Genomic DNA, 24,586 nt, shown 5'->3' with positions numbered 1-24,586 from the left:
CCGCATGGACCAAGAATTCGCCCCCGGCCTCTTCATTCGTGGCGTGAACCCGCCGCTGCGGCTGAGCGACTACAAGCTCGTCGCGTTCGACATGGACTCGACGCTGATCAACATCGAGTGTGTCGACGAGATCGCCGCCGCCGCCGGCCGCAAGACCGAAGTCGCGGCCATCACCGAAGCGGCGATGCGCGGCGAGATCGCCGACTACAAGGACAGCCTGCGCCGGCGTGTGGCGCTGCTCAGGGGCGTGCCCGAATCAGCGCTGCACGCGGTCTATTCGCAGCACCTGCAGCTCAACCCCGGCGTCGAGACCTTCGTGCAGGCCTGTCAGCGTGCGGGCCTGAAAACGCTGCTGGTCTCGGGTGGCTTCACGTTCTTCAGCGATCGCATTCGCAGCCGGCTGAAGCTCGACTTCGCACGCGCCAACGTGCTCGGGATCGAAGGCGGGCTGCTCACCGGCCGCCTCGTCGACCGGCCCTGGGGCGACATCGTCGACGGCGCCGAGAAGAAGCGCGTGTTGCTCGAAGTCTGCGAACTGATGGGCGTGGCGCCGGAACAGGCGATCGCCGTCGGCGACGGCGCGAACGACCTGCCGATGATGGGTGTGGCCGGGCTGAGCATCGCCTACCACCCCAAGCCCGCCGTGCGCGAGCAGGCCATGATCGCGATCATGGCGGGCGGCATGGACCGCGCGCTCGAACTCTTCAGCGCCTGACGCGGGCGCCCGGCGCGGGCGCGGGGTCGGCCCCGCCCAGCAGCGCTTCGAGGCGTTGCGAGGCGCGCTGCATCACCGTGGTCACTGTCGCCAGCTCGGCCTCGGTGGCGCCTTCGACCATCGCCGAGACCACCTCGAACTGAACCTTCAGCGTCTTGGCAGCGAGCGCCTGGCCGGCCGGCGTGAGGGACAGGCGCCGGATGCGCGCGTCGGCAGCGTCGGCTTCGCGCACGACCAGCGCCTTGGCCTCCATCTGCGTGAGCAGCATGCTCACACCGCTCTTCGCCACGAAGCAGCGCGCGGCCAGTTCCTGCTGCGTGATGCCGGGCACCGTGGCGAGCGTGGCCAGCACCTCGTGTTCGCCGACACGCAGGCCCAGCTCGGCCAGCCGCGCCGTCATCACCGCGTCGCACAGGTTGTAGGCACGCACCGCAGCCAGCCAGCTCTGCGTGCCATGCGGTGACGACGGGGTTCGCTGGGGGTTTCGGGTGCTCATGGCATTTGGTTCAATGTTGAACTATACTGTTCAAACTTGAACGAGTTTAGCACCCCATGAACCTCTACCTGCGCTTGTTGTGGACCCTCTTCCGCGCCTGGCGCGCGCCCCGCCTCGAACCCGGTGACACGCTCACGCGCACGCTGCGCGTGCTGCCGAACGACCTCGACATCAACGGCCACATGAACAACGGCCGCTACCTGACGGTGATCGACCTGATGCTGGTCGAGTACTTCGTGCGCACCGGGTTCGCCTCAACCATGCTGCGCCAGGGCTGGCGGCCGATGGCGGGCGGCTCGTTCATCACCTACCGGCGCGGCCTGATGCCGCTGCAGACCTACACGCTGCGCTTTCGCCTCGACGCCAGCGACGCGCACTGGAACTACATGCGCTTCGAGTTCGTGCGTGGCGAGCGTGTGTGCGCGGCGGGCTACATGAAAGGCGCGGCCGTGGCGCGCAGCGGCCTGGTGCCGAACGCCGAGTCGTATGCCGCGATGGGCCGTGCCGTGCCTGCGACCGTGCTGCCTGCGCCGGTGCGCGACTGGCTCGCCGCCGAACACGGCGTGATCAACGCCGCCTGGTGAGCGCGGGCCGGGGCTCAACCGGGCATCACGACCATGCCGTCGGCATCGGCATAGAGCCAGTCGCCCGGCCGCACCCACACACCCTGCACTTGCACCGGCACGTCACGCTGGCCTTCGTTGCGCTTCTCGGTCGGCAGCGGCATCAGGGCCAGCGCACGGATGCCGACATCGCTCGCCGCCAGTTCGGCGGCGTCACGCACGCAACCGTCGACCACCACGCCGGCCCAGCCGTTCTTCGCTGCCGCGGCACCGAGGTTGCCACCGACCAGCGCGCGCCGCAGCGAGCCGCCGCCGTCGACCACAAGCACACGGCCGAGGCCGGGTGAATCAACCGCCGCTTTCACGAGCGAGTTGTCCTCGAAACACTTCACGGTGCTCACCGGCCCGCTGAACTTGAGCTTTTTTCCGTAGTCGCGAAACACCGGCGGCAGCACACGAAACGTGCCGTCGGTGTCGTTCTTGTGCGCGTCGCACAGGTCGCAGGTGGCGAAGTCTTTGGCAGGTGTGTTCATGCAATGCTCACTTTTCGGATCGGCGGTTTCACGTCTTCGCGGCGCGGCGGCAGCATCGGCTGATGCTCGCGCGCGGGGTGCAGGATGATCGAGGTGGCGGTTTCGGTGAGCAGGCAGAACTTGCTGACCACGGCGTCGAGGTGGCGCACGTCGATCACCGCGATCTCGAGCACCCAGCTGTCTTCACCGGTCACGTTGTAGGCGTTGATGCATTCCGGGGTCTGCGAGATCAGCTTGGTGATGCGGCCGTAGTCGCAGCGGCCGATGCGGATCACGGCGCGGATGCCGTAGCCGAGCTTGGCCAGGTCGACGGTCGCGCGGTAGCCGCTGATCACGCCGGCGGCTTCGAGTTTGCGCACCCGCTCGGTAACGGCCGGCTGGCTCAGGTGAACGCGGCGGCCGAGTTCGGCCATCGTCAGGCGCGCGTCGGCCTGCAGTTCGGCGAGGATGCGGGTGTCGTGGTGGTCGAGTTCGGCGCTCAAGGTCGTTGCCATGGTTTTCCTTTGAATCAACGGCCAGGCGATCGCAAAAGCGTGAAGCACGCATGGATGCCGGCGCGATGCTTTCATACGATACGAGGCCATGTCAATCTTCGTGCGCCCATGAAAACCATCACCTCGCCTGCTGCACCGGCCCTGGGCGCATCGGCCGCGAGCCGCCTGTCGCCGCTGCTGCTCGCTTGCCTGGCCGCGACCTGGCTGGTCTGGGGCTCGACCTACCTGGCGATCAAGTTCGCCCTGGTCAGCTTTCCGCCGTTCTTCCAGATGGGCACCCGCTTCCTCTTCGCAGGCGCGCTGCTGATGGCGTGGATGCGTTGGCGCGGCGCGCCCTGGCCCGAGCGCAGGCAGTGGCGCAACGCGCTCTTCATCGGCACGCTGATGCTGGGTGGCGGCATGGGCGGCACCGCGTATGCCGAGGTCAGTGTCGGTTCCGGCCTCGTCGTGGCCTTCATCGCCGTGAGCCCGCTGATGATCGCGGCGCTGAACCGGCTCTGGGGCGTGGTGCCGAGCCGGCTCGAGTTCGCCGGCATCCTGGTCGGTCTGGTCGGGGTGCTGATGCTGACTCAGGGCGCAGGCTTTCAGGCTTCGCCAGCGGGTCTGGCGGCGATCATGATCGCCTGCGCGGCCTGGTCGCTCGGCAGCGTGCTGAGCCAGCGCGTGTGGCCGCTGGCGCCGGGTGCCACGGGCTTCGCCAGCGAAATGATCTGCGGCGGCGCGGTGCTGATGGTCATGTCGGCGCTCGCCGGCGAAACACCGGTGTGGCCACCCCAGCCGCTCGCCTTCGCGGCCTGGCTCTACCTCGTGGTGTTCGGCTCCTTGATCGCCTTCAACGCCTACATGGTGCTGCTGGCGCGCGCCTCGGCGGCGCTGGCGTCGAGCTACACCTTCGTCAACCCGGTGATCGCGATGCTGCTCGGCGTTGGGGTGGCCGGCGAGTCGGTCACGGGCGCCGAATGGGCGGCCGTGACGGTGGTTCTGGCAGGCGTTCTTCTGCTGTTGTGGAAGCGGGCGCGCTGACCGTTTCGAGCCGGTAGCCCACACCGTAGATCGCGGCGAGGCGAAAGCCGTTCTCTGGCGTGAGGGCGAGCTTGGTGCGCACGCGCGAGGCGTGGGTGTCGAGCGAACGTGACGTCACTTCGGCGGCCACGCCCCACACCGCCTGCAGCAGATGCTCGCGCGACAACAGCCGGCCCAGGTTCTGGAACAGAAACAGCGCCAGATCGAATTCCTTCTGCTTGAGCGCGACCGCCACGTCGCCGACCATCGCGCTCCGTGTGGTCGGGTCGAGCCGGTAGCGGCCGAACACCAGCTCGGCCTCGGGTGCTCTCTGGTACGAGCGCCGCAACAAGGCGTTGATGCGCGCACCGAGCTCGACGGTGCGCACCGGTTTGACCATGAAGTCGTCGGCGCCGGCCGCCAGGCCCTCGATCACGTCGGCTTCGTTGCGCGCTTCGGTGATGAAGAACACCGGCACGTGCTGCTTGAGTTGCACCCGCGCCCAGCGCAGCACTTCCAGGCCACTGAAGTCGGGCATGGCCCAGTCGATCAGCAGCAGGTCGAAACTCTCGCGCCGCAGGGCGCGCAGCAGCGCCACGCTGCTGTCGAACCGCACGCACCCGTGGCCGAGGTCGGAAACGGCCTTTTGGCTGAGTTCATGTTGGGTGCTGTCGTCATGCAGAGCGGCCACGCGCATCGAAGTTCTTTCCGCCAGGCGCCGGTGGCATCAAAAAGAAGCACCGACCCCTGGCCCATCCATGACAGCCGGAGCCGCGCCGGCACGCACCTCTTGCGGCTTTGTCGGCGCGAATGGTCATGCACCGCCCCTCGATGTTTCACAGGGATACACCGGGCTTCGTGCAAAGGCAGCGCAAACGCCGGCACCTGTGGGGTGCATGCAACTGAGCTGCCAACGTTGTCGCTGCACGTCGAGCGCCAGCGACGAGCCGCAGGCCTTCGTCAGCGGCGCGCGCGCTCGCGGATGGCCGTGAGCGTTGCACGCGAGGTGCTCACGTCGGCGTCGAGCTTCACGTGGATCAGCGTCGGCTTGTCGGCGGCCAGCGCCGCGGCGAAGGCCGGTTCGAACTGCGCGGTCGACTCCACACGCGCGGCTTGCCAGCCGTAGGCCAGCGCGAGCGCGGCGAAGTCGGGGTTGAACAGGTCGCTGCCGCTCACCCGGCCCGGGTACTCGCGCTCCTGGTGCATGCGGATCGTGCCGTAGGTGCCGTTGTCGACCACGATGCTGATCAGCTTGCCGGCGCCCCTGCCGGCGCCGTAACCGGTGGCGGTGGCGAGTTCTTGCCCGGTCATCAGGAAGTCGCCGTCACCGGCGATGTTGATCACCGTGCGCTGCGGCTGCAGCAGCGCGGCAGCGATGGCGGCCGGCACACCGTAGCCCATCGCGCCCGAGGTCGGCGCGAGCTGGCTGCGCCCGCCGTGCTGCAGGCTCGGGTAACGGTAGTAGCGGTGCAGCCAGCCGCTGTAGTTGCCGGCACCGTTGGTCAACACGCTGTCGGCCGGTGCCAGGCGCTGGATCGTCTTCACGAGCACCGCCATGTCCATCGGCTCGACGGGCTGCGCCACGTGGTTGGCTTCGTAGTCGGCGTGCGCTGCGGCGGTCCATTCGTTCCACGGCACCGAAGGCGGCGGCGCCAGCGTCTCCAGCGCCTTGGCCGCGCAGGCCATCGCCGACTGCAGCATCAGGTCGGCCTGGTAGACCCGCCCGAGCTCTTCGGCGCCGGCGTGGACGTGGATCAACTTCTGCTTCGGCCGCGGCGCCTGCAGCAGCGTGTAGCCCCCGGTCGTCATCTCGCCCAGGCGCGGGCCGACGGCGACGATCAGGTCGGCCTCTTCGATCCGTTTTGCGAGCTTCGGGTTGATGCCGATGCCCACGTCACCGGCATAGTTGGCGTGCCGGTTGTCGAACAGGTCTTGGTAGCGGAAAGCACAGCCCAGGGGCAGATTCCAGCCTTCGGCAAAGCGCTGCATGGCGGCGCAGGCAGGGGCGTCCCAGCCGCTGCCGCCGACGATCACGAACGGCTGCTTCGCCGCCAGCAACATCGAGCGCACCTCGCGCAGCGCGCCCGGCGCCGGCCAGGCCAGCGCCGGCTCGGCGCGTGGCAAGACCGGCGCTTCGGTCGGCGTGGTCAGCATGTCTTCGGGCAGCACCAGCACCACCGGGCCGGGGCGGCCCTGCATCGCGGTGTGAAAGGCCCGCGCCACGTATTCGGGCAGGCGGTCGGCGTCGTGCACCTCACCGACCCACTTGGCGAAGCCGAGCGTGCCGGGGCCGAAGACCTGTCGGTAGTCGAGCTCTTGAAAGGCTTCTCGGTCGCGCTGCACGCTAGCCACCTGGCCGATGAACAGGATCATCGGCGTGCTGTCCTGAAACGCCGTGTGCAGCCCAATGCTGGCGTTCGTGGCGCCCGGCCCGCGCGTCACGAAGCAGATGCCCGGCCGCCCGGTCAGCTTGCCCTGCGCTTCGGCCATGAAGGCGGCGCCGCCCTCTTGCCGGCAGGCAATGAAGCGGATGCGTTCGCGGTGTTCGTGAAAGCCGTCGAGCACCGCGAGGTAACTCTCGCCCGGCACTCCAAAAACGGTTGTTACCCCCTGGGCAATCAAGGCCTCCACGAGTAAATGGCCAGCCAGTCGCGAGTGGTTCGTTGTCATGAGCAGAATGTAGCGGCAGACCGGGTCTGCCTCTGACTCCAACTCACATGTCGATCAAGTGCTTGTTGGCGATCTCGGCCACGCGCAGGTCGTAGGTCTGTTGCAGGTTCAGCCAACCGAGTGCCTCGGCACCGAAATAGCGCTCCAGTGCCAAGAGACGGGAAAGCGCCGCTTCCGCCCCATAGCCGCCGTTCATGGTTCTCCAGAGCTGCCCGACGGGGTGCGCTTTCTGAGCAGGCACACCCTGGTACGAGTGGCAAGCGTTGAAGCGTGTCGGACAAGGAGTGGAAGTTTCCAATGCATCGCGCCAGTTGGGTGACGTCGTGTTGACAGGGTCACTCTCTTGCCGCCAAACGGTCCTGATTGAATGCAGGGACCTTTGCGAACACGTTGGCAATGAAGTCCATGAACACCACTGCCCGCTTCGGAAGCAGCCTGTTGGCCACATAGACGATATGCACAGGGACCAGCGGTGCCGCATGGTCGGTCAGCAGCAACTGCAGGCGTCCGCTCCTGAGACCGTCATCGAAAAGCCATTGCGGCCCCAGCCCGATACCCACGCCCGCCGTAACAGCCGACCGTGCTGCCTCGGGCGAGTTGACCCGCAGCCTGCCAGACACGGGCATTTCGGCGTCACCAAAGCGCCAAGTCGCGCCCGACGACAACAAGGTGTAGACGACGCAGTCGTGTTCGCTCAAGTCATTGGGGGTCAGCGGAACACCTCGCTTCGCGAGGTAGTCCTTGCTGGCGACGCACACGCGCTCGAACATTCCGATGCGACGGGCGCGCAACGCGCTGTCTTGCAGATGTCCGATGCGGACCGCCAGTTCGGTTCCTTCGTCGACGAGGTTGACGTAGCGATCGTTGACTTGCAGGTCGAGGGTCAGCCGGGGATAGCGATTCAGGAAGTCCGGGACCTCGGGCAGCAAAAAGGTATGCGCCAGAACGGTCGGACAAGCCACGCGCAACAACCCCGATGGTTCGACGTCCGCACTGAAGGACGACTCGGATTCGTCCACCGCATCCAGGATACGCCGGACGTCGGCGTAGTAGCGCTCGCCCTCCGGGGTCAACGACAGCTTGCGCGTTGACCTGTGCAGCAGCCGAGTCTGGAGGCGATCCTCCAGCGCCGCCACATAGCGACTGACGTTTGGCTGTCCCAGGCCCAAGTCCCGGCCCGCGGCCGAGAAGCTCCCCGTCTCCACGGCACGAACGAAACAGGTCATCAGCATGAGTCGGTCCAAGGAGTCACCTCAATTCATGCTCAGAATGCATTAAATATATCGCTTTGATCCATCTTATCAACATTTTGACATGAAGGCACAGTCCGTTCCTGAAGACCGGCCGCAGGTGGCCGGCCAGGACTCAAGGAGAAGACTCATGTCCCGCTTACTAGGCAAACGTACCCTCATCACCGGCGGCACCAGCGGCATCGGACTGGAGACCGCCAAGCAGTTCCTCAACGAAGGCGCGCGTGTCATCGTCACGGGTGTCAATCCCGAGTCGATCGCCAAAGCTCAAGCTCAGCTGGGTCGCGAAGTTCCCGTGCTGCAGGCCGACTCGGCCAGCGTGTCTGCGCAGCGGGCGTTGGCACAAGCCGTCAAGGACCACTACGGCCAGCTCGACGTCGCGTTCCTCAACGCCGGCGTGTCGGTTTGGCTACCCGTCGAGGAATGGACGGAAGCGCTGTTCGATCGATCGTTCGACATCAATGGCAAGGGACCGTACTTCCTACTTCAGGCGCTGCTCCCGGTGTTCGCCCAGCCGGCCTCCGTGGTGCTCAATACGTCCGTCAGTGCGCACGTCGGCTCGGAGCGCTCGTCCGTTTACGCCGCCACCAAGGCTGCGTTCCTAAGCATGGCGAAGACGCTCTCGGCAGAACTGCTGGCGCGAGGCATCCGCGTCAACGCGGTCAGTCCGGGTCCGATCGAGACTCCGCTGTACGACAAACTCGGCATCCCCGAGGCCTACCGCGCGCAGGTCAACAAGGACATCGCCGCCAGCATCCCGCTCGGCCGTTTCGGCACGCCGGAAGAGGTCGCCAAGGTGGTGCTGTACCTGGCATCGGACGAATCGCGCTGGACGGTCGGCTCGGAAATCGTCGTGGATGGCGGCCGGCTGCTCAACCGCTGAAGGCGCGAGGCCGAGTCAAGGCTCGGTCGCACAAAAGTTCGACGTGCAACAGTGCCGCAGGCCCCGGAGCACAACCCTCTACTTTGCCAAGCTGGCGCCGGGTTTGCCGCTGCGTCACGCATTGCGCCGCGGCGCGGACGTCGTCGGAAGTTGGCTCAGGACGAGCAGCGTGACGATCGACGTCGCCGTCATCAGCGCCAGAAGTGCCGTGAATCCGGCCTGCTTGACCACTGGACCAATCAACCACACGGCAATGGAGCTCGCGCCGAACGACACGGCCAGACGCATGCCCGACACCCGGGAGCGCATGCTGTCGTCCACAAAGCGAACAATCATCGCATCCGTGAAGGGGATCGCCCCAAAGATGGCCGCCATGTAGAGAAACAGCACTGCAAAGAAGAGCCATCCGCTCACGAACATCGACAGCGCAAGCAGCAAGCCCTGAGTGGCAATGATGCCGGCGTACAGCGTTTTGAGCGCAACGCGGTCGATCAGATGGCCGACGACGAGCTGCGTGACAGAAGCCGCCGCGTAGATCACCGCCAGCAGCACGCCGATCTTCGCCGGATCTTCCATGATGCCGCGCAAGCGATCGGTCAGCAGCGCGAAGTTGCTGTTCGTGGAGAAGTTGAACAACAAGCTGCCTGTGGTGGCGGCAATGGTCATCACCAAGAACAGCTTCGCCATGGAAACCCCGGGCGGAGGCACGGCGCTGGCCTTCTTCTTGGCCGGTGTGCTGTGTTCCCGCGTGGCCAGGATTGCAAACACAACGCCCAGAAGCAAGCAGACCACGCCTGGAACGGCGAAGGCCGTCCGCCATCCAAAGTACTTCACGAGGACTCCCGTGGCGAACGCCGCGCCTGCCACACCCAGGTTGCCGACCAGCCCATTGATCCCGATGGTCCAGCCAGGGCGTGTGGCACCCTGCACCAGCATCGGAATGCCAACAGGGTGGTAGATCGACGCGAAGCAACCCAGCAGTGCCAGCGCCAGCGCCATCTGCCAAGGCGATTGGGTCCAACTCACCAGCAGGGCTGCCGCGCCCATGCCGAAGAAGAACACCAGCATCATGTTCCGGCGCCCCCAGAGATCACCCAGCTTGCCCGATGGGAAGGAGCCCACACCGAAAAAGAAGAACGCCGCAACGCTGTACGGCATCAGGTCTTCCCAGCGAGCAATGCCGAAATCGCCGGCGATGGTCGTCACGGCAGTGGCAAAGATCAGCAGGAACATGTGGTCGATGGCGTGCGCGATATTGAGCAGCGACTGGGTCGCCATCGAGTTCCCGACACTCGTTGTGGGCAGCATGGAGGACGTGCTCGATGTGGTCATTCTGTAGTCGGAAGAAGTGGTTGCGTGGCGAGGTTGCTCGCGACGATGATTGTGTGCAAGACTGGCTGTACCGTCGCGCGCCAAACACCCATGAACTATCGCGAAAAGGACAATGCACCGCGATCGGTTCCTCAGGCCCTGCCAGATGTGCTGCGGGAGATCGAGGCCTTGCGCTCGCCGATCACCGGGCGCGCCACCGATTACCCATCGGGCTGGCACATCGCGCCACACGCCCATTCCAAGCACCAGCTGATCTACGCCGTGCGGGGTGTCATGGTGGTTCATGCAGACGCAGGGCGGTGGGTTGTGCCCCCCACTCGGGCGATATGGATGCAAGCGGGAATGGTCCATGAGATTCGCTGCGTCGGCGAAGTGCACATGCGCAGCCTGCTCGTCACGCCTCGAGCCGCGCCCAAGTCGATCATTGGCACACAGGCCGTCGCGATCTCGCCGCTGCTGCGCGAACTGATCCGGTCGGCAATGGACGTGCGCCAGTGTCATTCGGCCGGCAGCCGCGATGGTCGTCTGATGCGTCTGATACTGGACGAACTGCGCGGCTTGCCCGTTCTGCCGCTGCATCTGCAAATGCCGATCGACCCGCGGCTGGTCCGGATTTCCGAGTCCCTCCAGCAGCAACTGGACGACCCTTCGACGGCGACCGATTGGTCCCGACGCCTGTCGATCGACGCGAAGACGATTCAGCGGCTCTTCGTGAAGGAGACTGGGTTGACTTTCGGTCAGTGGCGACAGCAGGCTCGACTTCTACATGCGCTGGAGTTGCTCGCCACCGGCGAAAAGGTCATCAATGTGGCGCTGGCGCTGGGGTACGAAAGCCCCAGCGCCTTCACGTCCATGTTTCGGAAGCACTTCGGACAGACACCGAGCATGTTCTTCGCTGAACGATAGGCGGGGCAATCCAAGGGATGCCGAATGCCCGCTGTTTGGCAAGAGGCTGACTGGCCGCTCCTGGCCGCGAGCAGACTTGCCCAGCCGTCCAGCTGAGCAGACCTACTGCTTGTCGAGCGTAGCGGCGGCTCCGACCCCATAGGGAACTACGGCGAGTGCGCCTGATTGCGGCCGGACCCCGACGACGCCGTGATGGCATTGCAGAATTTATATGCCGTATCGCACGGCACGCCGAACGCGGTGTCCACGCCTTGTTCGATCAGCGCTTCGACGAGAGCGTGGCCGGCGAGGCGGGCAGTGGGCTGGGTCATGGTGAAACGGTGGCGAGTCGAAGACGCGAGTGTGCCTCGTCGGCGAGGGTTTTTGACTAGGCCGCACCGCTTGACGCCGCTTCGGAGCGACTTTGATAATTATCCAGTTAGTCACACTTGACTGCATCGGCCAGACCGAGTCGAACAGAAGTTGCGCGCAGACGCACCACCCCACCTTCACGCCACACCGGAGACAACCCATGCTGAAACGCCGCTCGCTCCTCCTCGCTTCCACGCTCGCACTCGCTGCCGCTGCCTCCGGGCCGGCCGCGGCGCAAGGCAAGGAGAAGGTCACCCTGCTGCTCAACTGGTACCTCTACAGCGAGCACGCGCCGTTCTTCCTCGGCAAGGAACGCGGCTACTTCGAACAGGAAGGCATCGACCTCGAGATCCAGGAAGGCCGGGGCGCCGGCGTGACCGTGCAGGCGGTGGCGGCAGGCTCGGCCCAGTTCGGCTACGCCGATGTGGCCACGATGATCAAGGCCGCCGCCAAGGGCGCGCCGGTCGTCAGCGTCGGCGTGCTGCTGCAGACCAGCCCCATGGCGGTGATGGGCTTCGCCGAGAAGAACATCAAGACGCCGGCCGACATGAAGGGCAAGACCATCCTGCTCACGCCCGGTGACTCGATGTCGCAGGTGTGGCCGCTGCTGATGCAGAAGACCGGCCTGAAGGAGAGCGACGTCAAGATCCTCTCGGGCGACGCCAAGACGAAGATGAACGCGCTCATCAGCGGCCAGGCCGACCTGACCATGGGTTACGTGATGGACCAGCCGGTCAAGTTGCTCGACGCCACCGGCAAGCCCGTCACCTCGATCCGTTTCGCAGACTACGGTGTCAACCTCGTCTGCTCGGGCGTGATCGTCCAGAAAGACTTTCTCAAGAAGAACCCGGAACTGGCCAAACGTTTCATGCGTGCGGCCACACGTTCGATGGAAGAGTCGTCGAAGAACCCCGAAGCCGCGATCGACGCGATGCTCAAGGCCGACCCGAAGTCGGGCGTGAAAGACTCGCTGGTCGGTGGCCTGAAACAGGCCACTGCCCTCTACCAGGCGCCCGGCATGCCGGCCAGCCGCCCTTACCGCGTGGCCGCCAAGACCATGAACGACTCGTTCCAGATGCTGCTCGAGTACGGCGGTGTCGACAAGGCCACCGCCGGCAAGGCCGAGGACTACTACACCAACGATTACCTGCCGCAGTAAGCCCAGGCGCGGGCGCCTTCGCGGCGCCCGCCTGCTCGCAGCAGTTGCGTTGACAGGTTCGGGAATGCAGTCTTATCATCCAAGTAGTTAACCAGTTAGTCACATTGTTCGCACCCCTCGTTCCAGCACCTTCGGCACGCCCATGATCACCGGCAAGACCCGCCTCTACGGCATCATCGGCCACCCTGTCGGGCACGTGCGCGTGCCGATGTCCTTCAACGATCGTTTCGCACGCGAAGGCATCGACGGCGTGAGCCTGCCGTTCGACGCCACGCCCGAGCGTTTCACGGCCGCGGTGCGTGGCCTGCAGGCGCTCGAGAACCTCGGCGGCTTCGTCGTGACCGCGCCGCACAAGCAGGCGATGGTCGCGCTCTGCGACGAAGTCGTCGGCGAAGCGGCGTTGGTCGGCGCCGTGAACACCGTGCGCCGCGACCCCGACGGCCGGCTCGTCGGCGACCTGTTCGACGGCCGCGGTTTCGTGCAGGGCTTGCTGGCGCACGGGCACCCGGTGGCCGGCAAGCGCGTGTTCCTGTGCGGTGCCGGTGGTGCCGGCAATGCGGTGGCCTTCGCATTGGCGCGTGCCGGCGTGGCGTCGATCACGATCCACAACCGCACCGAGTCGCGTGCACAAGACCTGGCACAGCGGGTGGCCGCGGCCTACCCGGCGTGCGAAACCCGCGTCGGCCCGAAAGACCCGCGCGGTTTCGACATCGCCGCCAACGCCACCAGCGTCGGCCTGGCAGAGGGCGAACAATCGTTCGACGTCTCTGGTCTGACACCATCGACGCTGGTGGCCGAAGTGATCATGAAGCCCGAGAAGACCGCGCTCATCCTGGCGGCCGAAGCCCGCGGCTGCCCGGCGCAGCAAGGCAAGCACATGCTCGACTACCAGATGGACCTGATCTTCGACTTCATGCGCATCCCGTCGGCAGGGCCAGTCGCATGAACGACGCCGCGCGCGCTCTCGCCGACGCGCGCCGCAGTGCCGTGGCCTTGCACACGCTGCCGCCAGAGGCCGTGGCAAGGGACCTCGCAGGCGCCTACCGGTTGCAGCACGCCGCCGCAGCGTCGTTCGGCGCGGTGCGCGGCTGGAAGGTCTCGGCGCTCACCGCCGCGCAGCAGCAGGCGATGGGTGTGCCGCGCCCGGTGGGCGGGCCGCTGCTCGAACCCTGGTTCCACACCACGACGGGCACGTGGGCGCTCTCTGCGTTCATCGCGCCGCGGCTCGAATGCGAGCTCGCCTTCGAACTTGCACGCGACCTGCCTGCGCGCGACGCGCCCTACTCGCGCGCCGAAGTGCTGGCTGCAACACACGCCTTGCGAATCGGTGTCGAGGTCACCGACTCGCGCCTGCCGCCCGGCTCACCGTTTCTCGCGGAGCTGGCCGACGGCTTCAACAACGGCGCTTACGTCGTCGGGCCGGCCTGCACTGACTGGCAGCGCATCGATTTCGCCAGCCACACGATCACGCTCCACGCCAGCACCGGCGGTGGAGCGCGCGAGCTGGCACGCGGCAGCGGCCGGCCGGTGCTCGACGGCGACCCGTTCGCTGCGGTCGTGATGCTGGCCAACGCGCAGCCGCCGGGTTACGGCGGGCTGCGTGCCGGCCAGATCGTGACCACCGGCACCTGCACTGGCGCTGTCGCCGTGCCCGGGCCCTGCACGGTCGACGCCGACTTCGGCTCGCTCGGCCGCATCACGCTTTCGTTCGAATGAAGACCACCACAAGGATGATCCGATGCGCGTCGTGACGGCAGATGAAGCGGCCAGCCTGGTCGAGTCGAACGACACGCTGGTGATCGGCGGTTCGGGCGGCGGCCACGCGGTACCCGAAGCGCTGATCGCGGCGATCGAACGGCGTTTTCTGAGCGAAGGCCTGCCGCGCGACATCACCTCGCTGCACCCGGTCGGGCTCGGCGACCGTGGCGAGCGCGGCGTCTCGCGCTTCGCGCATGCCGGCTTGCTCAAGCGCATCGTCTGCGGCACGCTGGTTGATTCGCCCAAGGTCGAGCAGATGGCGCTGGCCGACGAGATCGAGGCCTACACGCTGCCGCAAGGTGCGATCTCGCAGCTGATGCGCGAGATGGCCGCCGGCCGGCCGGGCCTGATCACCCACGCCGGCCTGCACACCTTTGTCGACCCGCGCCACGGCGGCGGCCGGCAGAGCGCGCGCGCCACCGAAAGCCTGGTCGAGCTCGTGACGGTCGGCGGGCGCGAGTGGCTTTACTACAAGCCCTTCAAGATCGACGTGGCCTTGCTGCGCGGCACCACGGCCGACGAAGACGGCAACGTGACGATGGAGCAGGAAGCGATCTTCGGCGAGATGATCTCGATGGCGCAGGCCGCGCGCGCGAACGGTGGCATCGTCATCGTGCAGGTGAAGCGCCTCGCGAGCCGCGGCACGCTGCCGGCCAAGCAGGTAAAGATCCCCGGCATGATGGTCGATCTGGTCGTGGTCGACCCCGAGCAGCGCCAGACCTACGTCAGCGAGTACAACCCGGTCTACGCTGGTGAAGTCAAGACGCCGATGTCGCAGATCGCGCCCATGGCGTTCGACCCGCGCAAGATCATCGCGCGGCGCGCCGCGATGGAACTGGTGCCCGACGCGGTCTGCAACCTCGGCTCGGGCATCTCGACCGGCATCTCGACCGTGGCCGCCGAAGAAGGCGTGCTCGACCGCATCGTGCTGACCAACGAACAAGGCCTGATCGGCGGCGCGCCGGCCAGCGGCAATGAAGTCGGCGCGAGCCGCAACTACTGGGCCATGGTCGACCAGCCCTACCAGTTCGACTTCTACGACGGCGGCGGTCTCGACCTGGCCTTTCTCTCGTTCGCCGAGGTCGACCGCGAGTGCAACGTCAACGTGAGCCGCTTCGGCAGCCGCATCATCGGGCCGGGGGGTTTCATCAACATCAGCCAGGGTGCGAAGAAGATGATCTTCAGCGGCACCTTCACCGCCGGCGGCCTGAAGCTCGCCTGGCCCGATGGCCGGCTGCAGGTGCTGCAGGAAGGCCGCGACGCGAAGTTCGTCGACGAGGTGACGCAGCTGTCGTTCAGCGGTCGCTACTCGCGCGAGCGCGGGCAGGAGGTGCTCTACATCACCGAGCGCGCCGTCTTCCGCGCCACCGATGGCGGGCTGATGCTGACCGAGATCGCGCCCGGCGCCGACCTCGAACGCGACGTGCTCGCGCACATGGGCTTCCGGCCGCTGATCGCGGCCGACCTCAAGACCATGGACGAGCGCTTGTTTCGGCCCGGCCCGATGAACCTCGCGCAGGACCTGATGGCGCGCCCGCCGGCGCGGCGTTCGGCGCGCCTGAGCCGCTTGGCGGCGCGCCAGCCATGAGCGTTGCTGCGGAAACCCGGCCGCGCGTGGCCAAGAGCAAGCCGGCACTGGTGGCGGTGCGCGATGCCGAGGCGACGCGCAAGCGCATCCTCGACGCCGCGCTCGGCGAGTTCGCCGGCAAGGGCCTGGCCGGTGCGCGCATCGACGTCATCGCCGACGCCGCGCGCTCCAACAAGCGCATGATCTATTACTACTTCGAGAGCAAGGAGCAGCTCTACATCGCGGCGCTCGAGCATGCCTACATCGACATGCGCGTCTGCGAGGCGGCGCTCGACCTCACGGCGCTGGCGCCGGTCGACGCGATCCGCACGCTGATCCATTTCAAGTTCGACTACTACGACACGCACCCCTGGCTCGTCGGCCTGCTCAACGGCGAGAACATGCTCGGCGCGCGCTTCCTGCGCCAGTCGAAGCGGCTGCGCGAGCTGCAGGTGTCGTTGATCGAAACGCTGAGTTCCCTGCTCAAGGCCGGTACGAAGAGCGGCGACTTCAAGCGTGGCGTCGACCCGGTCGAGCTCTACCTCTCGATCGCGTCGTTGAGCTACTTCTATTTCTCGAACCGGGCGACGCTGTCGACCGCGTTCGGCCAGGTGCTCGACTCGGCGGCTGCGCTGCGCCGGCGCCGCGCCCACGCCGCCGAAGTGATCCTCGGTTACTTGCGGCCCTGAAGCGGCCAGAAGGAAAAGACCCGTGAAGTTCGGTGATTACACCAAGGTCAAGTCGCTCGAGAACCCGGCCGGCTTTCGTGCCAACCTCGAAGCGCTCGGGCTGCCCATGCCCTGCGACGACGTCGTCGCCTCGGGGCCGGCCTCGCCGCTGGCCGCACCACTGCAAGTCGACGGGCTGACCGTCGGCAACCGCTTCGCGATCCAGCCGATGGAAGGCTGGGACGGCGGAGAAGACGGCATGCCCTCGGACAACACACGCCGGCGCTGGCGCCACTTCGGCCTGTCGGGGGCCAAGTTCATCTGGGGTGGCGAGGCGGTGGCCGTGCGCCCCGATGGCCGCGCCAACCCCAACCAGCTGATGCTCAATGCCCACACCGAAAAGGCCATCGGCGAACTGCGCGAAGGCCTGATCGCGGCCCACAAAGAGGCGATGGGCGACGACAAGGGCCTCGTCATCGGCCTGCAGCTCACGCACTCGGGCCGTTTCGCGAAGCCGAACGACAAGAAGCGCATGGAGCCGATGGTGCTGTACCGCCACCCGGTGCTCGACCGCAAATTCCGCCTCGCGAACGACGTGCCGGTTTTCAGCGACGGCCAGATCCGTGCCCTGATCGACGACTTCGTGCTCGCGGCCAAGCGCGCGCAGAAGCTCGGCTACGACTTCGTCGACCTGAAGCACTGCCACGGCTACCTCGGCCACGAATTCCTGTCGGCCAAGACACGGCCGGGCGACTTCGGCGGCTCGCTCGAGAACCGCACGCGTTTTCTGCGCGAGCTCGTTCAAGGCATCCAGGCCGAGGCGCCAGGACTGAAGATCGGCGTTCGCCTGTCGGCGGCCGACATGGTGTCGTTCAGCCCCGACTCGACGCAGTCCGACGCCGACACGCTCGGCCCCGGCGTGCCCGACGACTTCTCGGCCTCCCTGCCCTACCGCTACGGCTTCGGCACCAACGAAGCCGACCCGCGGCAGCTCGATCTGGGCGAGACCAAGGCGGTGCTCGCGATCGCGCGCGACCTGGGCGTGAAGATGTTCAACATCACGCTCGGCAGCCCCTACTACAACCCTCACCTCACCCGCCCGGCGATCTACCCGCCTTCAGACGGCTACCAGCCGCCCGAAGACCCGTTGATCGGCGTGATGCGCCACCTGGCCGTCACGCACGAGCTGAAGCAGGCCTTCCCCGAGCTGATGTTCATGGGCAGCGGCTACACCTACCTGCAGGAGTTCCTGCCCCACGTGGCGCAGGCGGCGGTTCGCGAAGGCTGGGTCGATCTGGTCGGGCTCGGTCGCCTCGTGCTGTCTTACCCCGAGCTGCCTGCCGACGTGCTGGCCGGCCGCGTGGTGCAGCGCAAGCGCCTGTGCCGCGCTTTCAGCGACTGCACGACCGCGCCGCGCAACGGCCTGGTCTCGGGCTGTTACCCGCTCGACCCGCACTACAAGAAGTCGCCCGAAATGAAGATGATCACGCTGATCAAGAAGGCGGCCAATTTGTCATGAGCACGGCATGAAGCGCATCGCCGTCGTCGGCACCGGCATCATGGGCGGGCACATCGCGCGCCGCCTGGCTGCGGCCGGGTTCGAGGTGACCGGCTGGAACCGTTCGCCGGAAAAGCTCGCCGCGCTCGGCGCGCATGGCGTGCGTTCTGGCAACGACCTGCGCGCGCTGCTGGCCCAGAGCGACGCGGTGATCGTGATGCTCTCCAGCGGCCCGGTCATCGACGCGTTGCTGTTCGACCCCGCCGCGGACTCGCCGGTCGCCGCGATGCGCCGTGGCACGCTGCTGGTCGTGATGAGTTCGATCCCGGTCGAGACGGCCCGGGCGCAAGGCGCGTTCACCGCGGCGCGCGGCGTGCACTACATCGACGCGCCGGTCTCGGGCGGCGAGCCGGGTGCACGCGACGGCACGCTGGCCATCATGGCCGGCGCGGCGCCCGAGGCGTTCGCCCAGGCGGCCGCGCTCTTCGCGCCGCTCGGCCACGCCACGCGGCTCGGCCCGGTCGGCAGCGGTCAGCTCGCCAAGCTCGCCAACCAGGTGATCGTGGGCGGCACGCTGGTCGCGATCGCCGAGGCCTTGACGCTGGTCGAACGCGGCGGCGCCGACCCGGCCGCCGTGCGCCAGGCCTGGATGGGCGGTTTCGCCGACTCGAAAGTGCTGCGCGTGCTCGGCGAGCGCATGGTCACGGGCAACTTCGAGCCGGGCAGCCCGGCCGCGCACCAGCTCAAGGACATGCGCACGGCCGCTGCACTGGCGCGCGGTTACGGCCTGGCGCTCGGCCAGCTGAACAGTGTGATCGAACGTTTCGAGGCGATGGAAAAAAGCGGCGAAATCGCACGCGACGTCTCCATCGTCGTGCGTGAAGTCGAGCGCCGCTCGCAGCAAACGGGGGGCTCGGCATGAGTGGCAATGTGAACGTGCAAATCGACCGGCAGGTTGCCACGATCGTGCTCGACCGGCCCGACAAGCACAACGCGATCACGCCAGCGATGGCAGCACAGCTCGCCGCCATCTGCAAGGACGTGGATGCTGACGAAGCCGTGCGCGTGGTGCTCATCCGCGGCGGCGGCGAGCGTGCGTTCTCGGCCGGCAGCGATCTGAAGGCGCTGGCCGAAGACCGCGGGGTCTGGGCCTTTCGCAACCGCATCGAATACGCCGCCGTGGTGCGCGACATCCGCAAACCGGTGATCGCCCTGCTGCACGGCTGGGTGCTCGGCGGCGGGCTCGAGATTGCGCTCGCGGCCGACGTGCGCATCGCCGGGCGCGGCGCGAAACTCGGTGCACCCGAGGTCACGCGCGGCTGGCTCGGTGGCGGCGGCGCGTCGCAGATCCTGCCGCGGCTCGCGGGCGCGGGCCGCACGATGCACCTGCTGCTCTCGGGCGACCCGGTCGACGCAGCGCAAGCGCTGCAGATGGGCCTGGTGGAAGAAGTGCTCGACGATGCGCTGGCCGAAGCACGGGCCCTCGAGCTGGCCCACCGGATCGCGTCGCACAGCCCCATCGCCACGCAGGCGGTGAAGGCCGCGGTGCGGGCCGCACTCGAGATGCCCTACAGCGCCGGCATCCGCTACGAGAACGAGTTGCACGTGGTCTGCATGCAGGCGCGCGACGCCACCGAAGGCCTGGCGGCCTTCGCCCAGAAGCGCGGCGCGAGCTTCGAGGGGCACTGATGGCGGCCTACGAGACCGAGCGGGTGCTCAGCGTGCACCACTGGAACGACTCGCTGTTCACCTTCACCTGCACGCGCGGCGCGAGCCTGCGCTTCGAGAGCGGCCACTTCGTGATGGTCGGGCTCATGGTCGACGGCAAGCCGCTGCTTCGGGCCTACAGCATCGCCAGCGCGCACTACGAAGAATCGCTCGAGTTCCTCAGCATCAAGGTGCAGGACGGGCCGCTGACCTCGCGGCTGCAGCACCTGAAGGTCGGCGACGACGTCTTGATCGGCCGCAAGCCGACCGGCACGCTGGTGCTCTCTGACCTACTGCCCGGCAGGCGCCTCTACCTGTTCGCCACCGGCACCGGGCTGGCGCCGTTCATGAGCATCATCCGCGACCCCGACACCTACGAACGTTTCGAGAAGGTGATCCTGGTGCACGGCGTGCGCATCGGCAGCGAGCTCGCCTATGCCGACTTCATCGAGGCCGAGTTGCCGCACCACGACCACCTGGGCGAGCAGGTGCGCGACAAGCTCATCTACTACCCGACCGTCACGCGCGAGAGGTTCCGCAACCAGGGCCGCCTGACGACACTGATCGAGAACGGCAAGCTCTGCCAGGACATCGGCCTGCCGCCGCTGAACCCGGCGACCGACCGCGCCATGATCTGCGGCGGCCCGGCCATGCTGAAAGACCTGCGCGTCGTGCTCGACGCGCAGGGTTTCGAGATCTCCAAAGGCATCGGCCAGGCCGGGCACTACGTGATCGAGCGGGCGTTCGTCGAGAAGTAGCCCCGCCCGAGCAGCACTTCATCAACCCACCGCGACGCACCAGCACACCATGAAAAAGTGGATCACCTCGCCCGCCTTCCGGCCGATCTTGCTGCTCGTGGTGCTGGTGCTGCTGTGGGACCTGGGCATCCGGCTGCTGAAGATCCCGCCGTACCTGATTCCCACGCCCTTGTCGGTGATCGGCCAGCTCTACAAGGAGTGGCCGATGCTGTGGCGCGAGACCCTGCCCACCCTCTACGCCACGCTCGGCGGGTTTGCGTTGTCGGCCGTGGTCGGTGTGCCGATCGCGATGTGGATCGCCTACTCGCGGCTGGTGGAAAGTTTCGTCTACCCGCTGCTGGTGTTCTCGCAATCGGTGCCGAAGGTCGCGATCGCGCCACTCTTCGTGGTGTGGTTCGGTTTCGGCGTGCTGCCGAAGGTGATCGTCGCTTTCCTGCTCGGCTTCTTTCCGGTCATCGTGGCCACGGTGCAGGGCTTCAAGTCGATCGAACCCGAGGTCATCGACCTGGCGCGTTCGATGGGCGCCAACCCGTTCAAGATCTTCCTGAAGTTCCGCCTGCCGCAGGCCATGCCGGCGATCTTCAGCGGGCTGAAGGTCTCTGTCACGCTGGCGGTCGTGGGTGCGGTGGTCGGCGAATTCGTCGGCTCGAACGCGGGGCTCGGCTACGTGCTGCAGAAGGCCAACGGCAACTTCGATTTGCCGCTGATGTTCGCCGGCCTCGTGATCCTCTCGATGATCGGCGTGCTGCTGTTCCTCGTGATCGAACTGGTCGAGCGCTGGATGATGCCCTGGCACGCCTCGCAGCGCCACGACATCCAGGCAGCCAGCTGAGCACGCACGATGAACCGGCCGATGGAAATCAAACACATGTCGAACGCCGCTGAACGGGCCGAAGGGCCGCCGGTGCTGATCAAGGCCAGCGGGCTTCGCAAGACCTACCGCACCCAGGACGGCGAGGTCGAAACACTCAAGCCGCTCGACTTCGACATCCGTGCCGGCGAGTTCGTCTCGGTGGTCGGCCCGTCGGGCTGCGGCAAGAGCACGCTGATGAAGATGGTGGCCGGCCTGCTGCCGATCAGCGGCGGCGAACTCGAGCTCTCGGGCCATGCGGTGAGCGGGCCGCAGACCGATGTCGGCATCGTGTTCCAGAGCGCGCTGCTGCTGCCCTGGCGGCGTGTGCTCGACAACATCCTGCTGCAGGCCGAGATCCGCAACCTGCCGATGGCCGCGGCGCGCGAGCGCGCACAGGCACTGATCGAGATGGCCGGGCTGACCGGCTTCGAGCAGAAGTACCCGTGGCAGCTTTCGGGCGGCATGCAACAGCGCGTTGCGATTCTGCGGGCCCTGCTGCACGACCCGTCGGTGCTGCTGATGGACGAACCGTTCGGCGCGCTCGACGCCATGACACGCGAACGCATGAACCTCGAGCTGCAGCGCATCTGGATGACGTCGAAGAAGACCGTGCTGCTGATCACCCACAGCATCCCCGAGGCGATCTTCCTCTCTGACAGGGTGTTCGTGATGAGCGAACGGCCGGGCCGCATCGTGCAGACCTACGACATCGACCTGCCCCGCCCGCGCCCGCTCGACGTGATGGGCAGCGAGGCTTTCGCCGGCTATGCACGGTCGCTGCGCGCGCACTTCTATGCGCAGGGCAGCCTGGACGCGCACTGAACCATGGCCGAAGCCATGAAGCTGGTGGTGCGTGAGGTCGAGCTTGGGGTGCGGCCGGTCCAGCTCCGCCTGCCGTTCCGCTTCGGCGCCAACACGCTCACGGCCTGCCCGCAACTGTTCGTGCGCGTCGTGATCGATGGCGCCGAAGGCTTTGCCGCCGAGCTGATGGTGCCGAAGTGGTTCGACAAGCGCGCCGCGTTCTCGCCGCGCGACAACGTGGCGCACCTGGCACTCGCCGCCACGAACGCAGCCGCGGCGTACACGAACGACTCGGCCGCGTCGTCGTTCGGCCTGTTCGCGCGTCACCGCGAAGCGCTGATGCAGGCCGGCGCCCAGGCCGGGCTGACGGAACTTTCGTCGGCCTTTGGCCAGGCCGTGATCGACCGCGCCGTGATCGACGCGCTGTGCCGCGCGCAGCCGTGTTCTTTCTTCGACGCGGCCCGGCACAACCTGTTCGGCATCGAGGGCGTCGCCGACCTGCCGGGCTGGGACTGGTCGGCGTGGCTCGGCGCCCTGCAAACCTTGCGCCGCATCGAAGCGCGCCACACGGTCGGCCTGCTCGACGAGCTCGACGCGGTGCGCGATGGCGACGACGGCCTGCCCGTGAGCCTGCGCGCCGTGATCCGTCGTTACGGCCATCGCAGTTTCAAGATCAAGCTCGGCGGCGACCCGGGCTCCGATCTGGCGCGCCTGCGGGCCGTGCTCGCGGTGCTCGACGCCGAGGCCGGCGCTTACCGCTACACGCTCGACGGCAACGAACAGTACGCGAGCATGGAAGCGCTGGGCGAGCTGCTGCGAGGCCTGGCCACGCTGCCGCCGCCGCTCTACATCGAGCAGCCCGTGCCGCGCGAGCTGAGCCTGGGCACCGCCCTGCCGGCCGACGCCAGCACGCCGTTCCTGATGGACGAGGCCGACGGCACGCTTGGCGCGTTCGCGCAAGGGCGTGCGATGGGCTGGAGCGGCGTGTCGAGCAAGGCCTGCAAGGGTGTCTACAAGTCGATCATCAACCGGGCGCGTTGCGACCGGTGGAACGCCGAAGCGGGCTGGCCGCGGCACTTCATGTCGGCAGAAGACCTGACCTGCCAGGCCGGCCTGTCGGTGCAGCAAGACCTCGCGCTCGTCGCGCTGCTGGGCATCACGCACAGCGAGCGCAACGGCCACCACTACGGCCGCGGTTTCGCCGGCGCGCCTGCCGCCGAGCAGGCGGCTTTCGTGCAGGCCCACGCCGACCTCTACGACCACTCGGGCCGGCTTCGCATCACCGACGGCGTGCTCGCCATCGACTCGTTGTTCGACACCGGCTACGCCCACGGCGCCGACCCGGACTGGCAGGCCACGCGGCCGATCGCAGAGGCCACCGCCCTGGTGTGACCGTCCCGCCCATCGCAGGAGACACGACATGAACCTGAGCCTTCGACTCCCGACCCGCAGCGGCGCGCTCGAGGCCTACGCCCTCGGCCACGCCACGCCGATCGTCACCGCGCCGGCGGGCACACGATTCAACCGCATCGCCTACTCGGCGGCCCACGTGGTCGCCGACCCGCGCGCGGCGATCGACCCCTGGCTGCAATGCGCGGTCGACTGGGACGCGACGATTGCTTACCGGCGACGCCTCTGGTCGCTCGGGCTCGGCGTGGCCGAAGCGATGGACACGGCGCAGCGTGGCATGGGCCTCGACTGGCCGACCTCGCTCGAACTGATCCGTCGTTCACTCGACGCGGCCCGTGACGTGCCCGGCGCCATGGTGGCCTCGGGTTGCGGAACCGATCACCTGGCGGTGGAAGCGGCGCGCAGCGTCGACGACGTCATCCGTGCTTATGAAGAGCAGATGGAAGCGATCGAAAAGCTCGGCGGCAAGCTGATCGTGATGGCGAGCCGAGCCCTGGCCCGCGTCGCCAGGAGCCCGGCCGACTACGAGCGGGTCTACGACCGCGTGCTGCGCCAGGCGAAGCAGCCCGTGATCCTGCACTGGCTCGGCGACATGTTCGACCCGGCGCTCAAGGGCTACTGGGGCAGCGACGACGCCGACCGCGCGATGGACACGGCGCTCGCCGTGATCGAGGCGAATGCCGCCAAGGTCGACGGCATCAAGATCTCGCTGCTCGACAAGGGCAAGGAAATCGCGATGCGACGGCGCCTGCCCGAAGGCGTGCGCATGTACACCGGCGACGACTTCAACTACGCCGAGCTGATTGCCGGCGACGGCGTGGGCGCTTCGGTGAACCAGCAGCAGAGCGACGCGCTGCTCGGCATCTTCGACGCGATCGCGCCGGCCGCGAACGCGGCGCTGGCCGCGCTGGCCAGCGGCGACACAGCCCGCTTTCACGCGATCCTCGCGCCGACCGTGCCGCTGTCGCGCCACATCTTCGCGGCGCCCACGCGCTTTTACAAGACCGGCGTCGTGTTCATGGCGTGGCTCAACGGCCACCAGAGCCACTTCACGATGGTCGGCGGCCAGCAGAGCACACGCTCGCTGGTTCACCTGGCCGAGTTGTTCCGCCTGGCCGACGCGGCCGGCCTTGTCGAACAGCCCGAGCTGGCCGTGCACCGCATGCGGCAGCTTCTGGCGCTGCACGGCGTCGAAGGCTGAGCACGACCGCG

27 protein-coding genes are annotated in these 24,586 nt (G+C 67.2%); 18 read left to right on the top strand and 9 right to left on the bottom strand.

Annotated elements, in window-relative coordinates:
- Positions 1 to 4 precede the first annotated feature (4 nt).
- Positions 5 to 715, top strand: coding sequence for a phosphoserine phosphatase SerB (gene serB / locus AC30PD_RS01460; RefSeq protein ID WP_489533857.1), 711 nt, complete (start codon positions 5 to 7; stop codon positions 713 to 715).
- On the opposite strand, the gene AC30PD_RS01455 is transcribed toward serB, so the two are convergent.
- Positions 705 to 1,211: a MarR family winged helix-turn-helix transcriptional regulator gene (locus AC30PD_RS01455; protein WP_489533856.1), complete on the bottom strand. Its 507-nt coding sequence runs from the start codon at positions 1,209 to 1,211 to the stop codon at positions 705 to 707. The genes serB and AC30PD_RS01455 overlap by 11 nt on opposite strands.
- A gap of 56 nt (positions 1,212 to 1,267) precedes the next feature.
- Between AC30PD_RS01455 and AC30PD_RS01450 the strand changes: the two genes are divergently transcribed.
- Positions 1,268 to 1,795, top strand: a complete 528-nt coding sequence (locus tag AC30PD_RS01450) for a thioesterase family protein (protein WP_489533855.1) — start codon at positions 1,268 to 1,270, stop codon at positions 1,793 to 1,795.
- 14 nt (positions 1,796 to 1,809) lie between these two features.
- Here the strand turns inward: AC30PD_RS01450 and rraA are convergent, their stop codons facing one another.
- Positions 1,810 to 2,307 (bottom strand): ribonuclease E activity regulator RraA, encoded by a 498-nt coding sequence (gene rraA / locus AC30PD_RS01445; protein WP_489533854.1) that lies wholly within the window; start codon positions 2,305 to 2,307, stop codon positions 1,810 to 1,812.
- Positions 2,304 to 2,801 carry an Lrp/AsnC family transcriptional regulator gene (locus AC30PD_RS01440; protein WP_489533853.1) on the bottom strand — a complete coding sequence of 166 codons (498 nt, stop codon included), beginning with the start codon at positions 2,799 to 2,801 and terminating at the stop codon, positions 2,304 to 2,306. The genes rraA and AC30PD_RS01440 overlap by 4 nt, the downstream gene beginning before the upstream one ends.
- A 108-nt stretch (positions 2,802 to 2,909) precedes the next feature.
- Between AC30PD_RS01440 and yedA the strand changes: the two genes are divergently transcribed.
- Entirely contained in the window at positions 2,910 to 3,824 is a 915-nt protein-coding gene (yedA, locus tag AC30PD_RS01435; RefSeq protein WP_489533852.1) for a drug/metabolite exporter YedA, read from the top strand.
- Here the strand turns inward: yedA and AC30PD_RS01430 are convergent.
- From AC30PD_RS01430 to AC30PD_RS01415, 4 genes are all read right to left on the bottom strand, one after another.
- Positions 3,748 to 4,500, bottom strand: coding sequence for a response regulator transcription factor (locus tag AC30PD_RS01430; protein WP_489533851.1), 753 nt, complete (start codon positions 4,498 to 4,500; stop codon positions 3,748 to 3,750). The genes yedA and AC30PD_RS01430 overlap by 77 nt on opposite strands.
- A 263-nt stretch (positions 4,501 to 4,763) precedes the next feature.
- On the bottom strand, positions 4,764 to 6,473 hold the full coding sequence (locus AC30PD_RS01425) for a thiamine pyrophosphate-binding protein (protein ID WP_489533850.1): 1,710 nt from the start codon (positions 6,471 to 6,473) through the stop codon (positions 4,764 to 4,766).
- A gap of 43 nt (positions 6,474 to 6,516) precedes the next feature.
- On the bottom strand, positions 6,517 to 6,669 hold the full coding sequence (locus tag AC30PD_RS01420; RefSeq protein WP_489533849.1) for a hypothetical protein: 153 nt from the start codon (positions 6,667 to 6,669) through the stop codon (positions 6,517 to 6,519).
- A gap of 139 nt (positions 6,670 to 6,808) precedes the next feature.
- Positions 6,809 to 7,717 carry a LysR family transcriptional regulator gene (locus AC30PD_RS01415; protein ID WP_489533848.1) on the bottom strand — a complete coding sequence of 303 codons (909 nt, stop codon included), beginning with the start codon at positions 7,715 to 7,717 and terminating at the stop codon, positions 6,809 to 6,811.
- Positions 7,718 to 7,853: 136 nt separating this feature from the next.
- Between AC30PD_RS01415 and AC30PD_RS01410 the strand changes: the two genes are divergently transcribed.
- A complete protein-coding gene (locus AC30PD_RS01410; protein ID WP_489534110.1) occupies positions 7,854 to 8,606 on the top strand; it encodes an SDR family oxidoreductase in 753 nt (250 codons plus the stop codon).
- Between the two features lie 114 nt (positions 8,607 to 8,720).
- On the opposite strand, the gene AC30PD_RS01405 is transcribed toward AC30PD_RS01410, so the two are convergent.
- On the bottom strand, positions 8,721 to 9,914 hold the full coding sequence (locus AC30PD_RS01405; protein WP_489533847.1) for an MFS transporter: 1,194 nt from the start codon (positions 9,912 to 9,914) through the stop codon (positions 8,721 to 8,723).
- A 114-nt stretch (positions 9,915 to 10,028) separates the two neighbouring features.
- On the opposite strand from AC30PD_RS01405, the gene AC30PD_RS01400 reads away from it, so the two are divergent.
- Positions 10,029 to 10,844: an AraC family transcriptional regulator gene (locus AC30PD_RS01400; RefSeq protein ID WP_489533846.1), complete on the top strand. Its 816-nt coding sequence runs from the start codon at positions 10,029 to 10,031 to the stop codon at positions 10,842 to 10,844.
- 146 nt (positions 10,845 to 10,990) lie between these two features.
- On the opposite strand, the gene AC30PD_RS01395 is transcribed toward AC30PD_RS01400, so the two are convergent.
- The gene (locus tag AC30PD_RS01395; RefSeq protein ID WP_489533845.1) at positions 10,991 to 11,155 is read right to left on the bottom strand and encodes a thiamine pyrophosphate-binding protein; all 165 of its coding nucleotides are present in this window, start codon (positions 11,153 to 11,155) and stop codon (positions 10,991 to 10,993) included.
- 200 nt (positions 11,156 to 11,355) lie between these two features.
- Between AC30PD_RS01395 and AC30PD_RS01390 the strand changes: the two genes are divergently transcribed.
- The 13 genes from AC30PD_RS01390 (at position 11,356) to AC30PD_RS01330 (ending at position 24,575) form a co-directional block, all read left to right on the top strand.
- Positions 11,356 to 12,354, top strand: a complete 999-nt coding sequence (locus tag AC30PD_RS01390) for an ABC transporter substrate-binding protein (protein WP_489533844.1) — start codon at positions 11,356 to 11,358, stop codon at positions 12,352 to 12,354.
- A gap of 142 nt (positions 12,355 to 12,496) precedes the next feature.
- Entirely contained in the window at positions 12,497 to 13,300 is an 804-nt protein-coding gene (locus tag AC30PD_RS01385) for a shikimate dehydrogenase family protein (RefSeq protein WP_489533843.1), read from the top strand.
- A complete protein-coding gene (locus AC30PD_RS01380; RefSeq protein WP_489533842.1) occupies positions 13,297 to 14,070 on the top strand; it encodes a 2-keto-4-pentenoate hydratase in 774 nt (257 codons plus the stop codon). The genes AC30PD_RS01385 and AC30PD_RS01380 overlap by 4 nt, the downstream gene beginning before the upstream one ends.
- Before the next feature lie 22 nt (positions 14,071 to 14,092).
- Complete coding sequence (locus AC30PD_RS01375) at positions 14,093 to 15,700, top strand: acyl CoA:acetate/3-ketoacid CoA transferase (RefSeq protein ID WP_489533841.1); 1,608 nt, start codon at positions 14,093 to 14,095, stop codon at positions 15,698 to 15,700.
- The gene (locus AC30PD_RS01370; protein WP_489533840.1) at positions 15,697 to 16,368 is read left to right on the top strand and encodes a TetR family transcriptional regulator; all 672 of its coding nucleotides are present in this window, start codon (positions 15,697 to 15,699) and stop codon (positions 16,366 to 16,368) included. The genes AC30PD_RS01375 and AC30PD_RS01370 overlap by 4 nt, the downstream gene beginning before the upstream one ends.
- A gap of 22 nt (positions 16,369 to 16,390) precedes the next feature.
- Positions 16,391 to 17,866 (top strand): oxidoreductase, encoded by a 1,476-nt coding sequence (locus tag AC30PD_RS01365; protein WP_489533839.1) that lies wholly within the window; start codon positions 16,391 to 16,393, stop codon positions 17,864 to 17,866.
- A 7-nt stretch (positions 17,867 to 17,873) separates the two neighbouring features.
- Positions 17,874 to 18,767, top strand: a complete 894-nt coding sequence (locus AC30PD_RS01360; RefSeq protein WP_489533838.1) for an NAD(P)-dependent oxidoreductase — start codon at positions 17,874 to 17,876, stop codon at positions 18,765 to 18,767.
- An 8-nt stretch (positions 18,768 to 18,775) separates the two neighbouring features.
- A complete protein-coding gene (locus AC30PD_RS01355) occupies positions 18,776 to 19,534 on the top strand; it encodes an enoyl-CoA hydratase/isomerase family protein (protein ID WP_489533837.1) in 759 nt (252 codons plus the stop codon).
- Positions 19,534 to 20,310 (top strand): ferredoxin--NADP reductase, encoded by a 777-nt coding sequence (locus AC30PD_RS01350; protein ID WP_489533836.1) that lies wholly within the window; start codon positions 19,534 to 19,536, stop codon positions 20,308 to 20,310. The genes AC30PD_RS01355 and AC30PD_RS01350 overlap by 1 nt, the downstream gene beginning before the upstream one ends.
- Positions 20,311 to 20,359: 49 nt before the next feature.
- Positions 20,360 to 21,142 carry an ABC transporter permease gene (locus AC30PD_RS01345; RefSeq protein WP_489533835.1) on the top strand — a complete coding sequence of 261 codons (783 nt, stop codon included), beginning with the start codon at positions 20,360 to 20,362 and terminating at the stop codon, positions 21,140 to 21,142.
- Positions 21,143 to 21,163: 21 nt separating this feature from the next.
- Complete coding sequence (locus AC30PD_RS01340; protein WP_489533834.1) at positions 21,164 to 21,985, top strand: ABC transporter ATP-binding protein; 822 nt, start codon at positions 21,164 to 21,166, stop codon at positions 21,983 to 21,985.
- A 3-nt stretch (positions 21,986 to 21,988) separates the two neighbouring features.
- Positions 21,989 to 23,356 carry an enolase C-terminal domain-like protein gene (locus AC30PD_RS01335; protein ID WP_489533833.1) on the top strand — a complete coding sequence of 456 codons (1,368 nt, stop codon included), beginning with the start codon at positions 21,989 to 21,991 and terminating at the stop codon, positions 23,354 to 23,356.
- A gap of 28 nt (positions 23,357 to 23,384) precedes the next feature.
- Positions 23,385 to 24,575, top strand: coding sequence for a dihydrodipicolinate synthase family protein (locus AC30PD_RS01330; protein WP_489533832.1), 1,191 nt, complete (start codon positions 23,385 to 23,387; stop codon positions 24,573 to 24,575).
- Positions 24,576 to 24,586: the final 11 nt, after the last annotated feature.

It is taken from the genome of Rhizobacter sp. (assembly GCF_032229685.1).
GTDB lineage: Bacteria > Pseudomonadota > Gammaproteobacteria > Burkholderiales > Burkholderiaceae_C > LMDS01.
The sequence above is the reverse complement of the archived record's forward strand: the minus strand, read 5'-3'. Positions and strand labels throughout refer to the sequence as shown.